This is a genomic window from Actinomadura sp. KC216, from assembly GCF_004348535.1.
In the GTDB taxonomy this organism is placed as follows: domain Bacteria; phylum Actinomycetota; class Actinomycetes; order Streptosporangiales; family Streptosporangiaceae; genus Spirillospora.
This window is the reverse complement of sequence record NZ_SMJX01000557.1, coordinates 1-2,612: the sequence shown is the minus strand read 5'-3', so window position 1 is coordinate 2,612 and position 2,612 is coordinate 1. Positions and strand designations below refer to the sequence as shown.

At 69.4% G+C, this 2,612-nt stretch carries 2 protein-coding genes; both read right to left on the bottom strand.

What is annotated here, in order from left to right; genetic code table 11:
• Window positions 1-130: 130 nt before the first annotated feature.
• Window positions 131-1,018 (bottom strand): succinate--CoA ligase subunit alpha, encoded by an 888-nt coding sequence (sucD, locus tag E1264_RS41880; protein WP_132183027.1) that lies wholly within the window; start codon window positions 1,016-1,018, stop codon window positions 131-133.
• 3 nt (window positions 1,019-1,021) lie between these two features.
• On the bottom strand, window positions 1,022-2,197 hold the full coding sequence (gene sucC / locus E1264_RS41875; RefSeq protein ID WP_132183025.1) for an ADP-forming succinate--CoA ligase subunit beta: 1,176 nt from the start codon (window positions 2,195-2,197) through the stop codon (window positions 1,022-1,024).
• Between the last annotated feature and the right edge of the window lie 415 nt (window positions 2,198-2,612).

Below are 2,612 nucleotides of genomic sequence, written 5' to 3'. Positions count from 1 at the left end.
CCCCCGGACCGACCCGCCGACCGACCCGCTGACCGATCCCCGTCCGACCCGGCGACCGACCCGCCGATCGACACGAAAGACGCCCGGCCGCGCGGGCGGCTCGGGCGTCTTTCGGGCGTTGCGGAAGGCGTCAGAGGTTCTTCATGATGTCCCGCATGAGGACGGCGGCCTCGCTCGGCGTCTTGCCGACGCGGACGCCGACCTTCTCCAGGGCGTCCTTCTTCGCCTGCGCGGTGCCGGCGGAGCCGGACACGATGGCGCCGGCGTGGCCCATGGTCTTGCCCTCGGGCGCGGTGAACCCGGCGACGTAGCCGACGACCGGCTTGGTCACGTGCTGCTCGATGTAGGCGGCGGCGCGCTCCTCCGCGTCGCCCCCGATCTCGCCGATCATGACGATGGCGTCGGTGTCCGGGTCGTCCTGGAACGCCTTGAGCGCGTCGATGTGGGTCGTCCCGATGACGGGGTCGCCGCCGATGCCGACGCAGGTGGAGAAGCCGACGTCGCGCAGCTCGTACATCATCTGGTAGGTCAGCGTGCCCGACTTGGACACGAGCCCGATCCGGCCGGGCGTGGTGATGTCGGCCGGGATGATGCCCGCGTTCGACTTGCCGGGGGACGCGATGCCCGGGCAGTTCGGCCCGATGATCCGCGTCTTGTTGCCCTTCTCCTCGGCGTACGCCCAGAAGTAGGCGGTGTCGTGGACGGGGATGCCCTCGGTGATCACGACGCAGAGGCCGATCCCGGCGTCGACGGCCTCGACGACGGCGTCCTTGGTGAACTTCGGCGGGACGAAGACGACGGAGACGTCCGCGCCCGTCTGCTCCATGGCCTCCTTGACCGTCCCGAAGACCGGGAGGGTCGTGCCGTCGAAGTCGACGGTCTGGCCGGCCTTGCGAGCGTTCACGCCGCCGACGACCTGCGCGCCGGACGCGAGCATCCGGCGGCCGTGCTTGGTGCCCTCGGAACCCGTGATGCCCTGAATGATGATCTTGCTGTTCTCGGTGAGCCAGATGGCCATCGCTCATGCACCTGCCGCGAGTTCGGCGGCGCGCCTCGCCGCGTCGTCCATGGTGTCGACCTGCTGGACGCCGGGGAGCGCCGCGTCGGTGAGGATCCTGCGCCCGAGGTCGGCGTTGTTGCCGTCCAGCCGGACGACCAGCGGCCGGTTCACGCTCTCGCCGCGGTCGGCCAGCAGCTTGTACGCCGACACGATGCCGTTGGCGACGGCGTCGCAGGCCGTGATGCCGCCGAAGACGTTCACGAACACCGACTTCACGGCGTCGTCCGACAGGACGATCTCCAGCCCGTTCGCCATGACCTCCGCGGACGCGCCGCCGCCGATGTCGAGGAAGTTCGCGGGCTTCTGGCCGCCGAACTCCTCGCCCGCGTAGGCGACCACGTCCAGCGTGGACATCACGAGGCCCGCGCCGTTGCCGATGATCCCGACGCTGCCGTCGAGCTTGACGTAGTTGAGGTCCTTGGCCTTGGCCGCCGCCTCCAGCGGGTCGGCGGCGCCCTTGTCCTCGAGCTTCTCGTGGTCCTGGCGGAAGGCCGCGTTGTCGTCCAGCGTGACCTTGCCGTCGAGGGCGACCACCCGGCCGTCGGCGGTGAGGATCATCGGGTTCACCTCGACGAGGGAGGCGTCCTCGTCGGCGAACACGGCCCAGAGGCGCTCGATGAGCTCGGCGGCGCCGTCCAGGGCCTCCTGCGGGAGGCGGCCCTGCTCGGCGATCTCGCGGGCCTTCGCCCGGTCGACGCCGTGCAGCGGCGAGATCGGGACCATCGCCAGCCGGTCGTGCGGCACCTCCTCGATCTCCACGCCGCCCTCGACCGAGCAGATGGACAGGAAGGTGCGGTTGGCGCGGTCGAGCAGGAAGGAGAAGTAGTACTCCTGCGCGATCGCGCTTCCCTCCTCGATCAGGACCTTGTGGACCGTGTGGCCCTTGATGTCCATGCCGAGGATCTGGCCGGCGAGCGCTTGCGCCTCGTCCGCCGAGTCGGCCAGCTTCACGCCGCCGGCCTTGCCGCGGCCACCGGTCTTCACCTGGGCCTTGACCACGACCTTCGAGCTCCCCGCGGCGAACAGCTCCGCCGCGATGGCCCGTGCTTCCTGGGGTGTATGGGCGACCTTGCCGGTGGGCACCGGTACCCCGTACTCGGCGAAGAGGTCCTTCGCCTGATGTTCGAACAGGTCCACGAGGGCGTCCTTTTAACGGATCGACAGTCGATCGACCACACGAGTGGGGGTTACACGGGTGTCCGTGCGGCCGGCACTCTGCGGTCCGCTCCGTCGATGCAGCCTAGTCAACCCGCATCCGTGGTGAGGCCGCCGGGTCCCCATACCAGCGAGTGTTACCTAAACGAGGGGTATGTCCGCCCTAAGGGTGGGCACGAGTGGCACGTGAGGAGGATGAACCAATTGACGTAGTTTGATGTACTTATTTCGCTTCTGCGATGGTGCGGCGGCCGGTGCGGTGAAAGGGGGCGACGCATGGCGAGGGCGGAGGAACGGGACACGACCGCCGCGGCGTCCGTCCTGATCGGCCCGCTCCCCGCCGAAGAGCCCGCCCCGAGCGGAATAGTCTCGGCCGAGAAGGCCCAAGCCCCACGAC

Excerpts from the sequence above, each read along its gene's own strand:
- sucD (WP_132183027.1), bottom strand. The coding sequence starts at position 1,018 with ATGGCCATCTGGCTCACCGAGAACAGCAAGATCATCATTCAGGGCATC.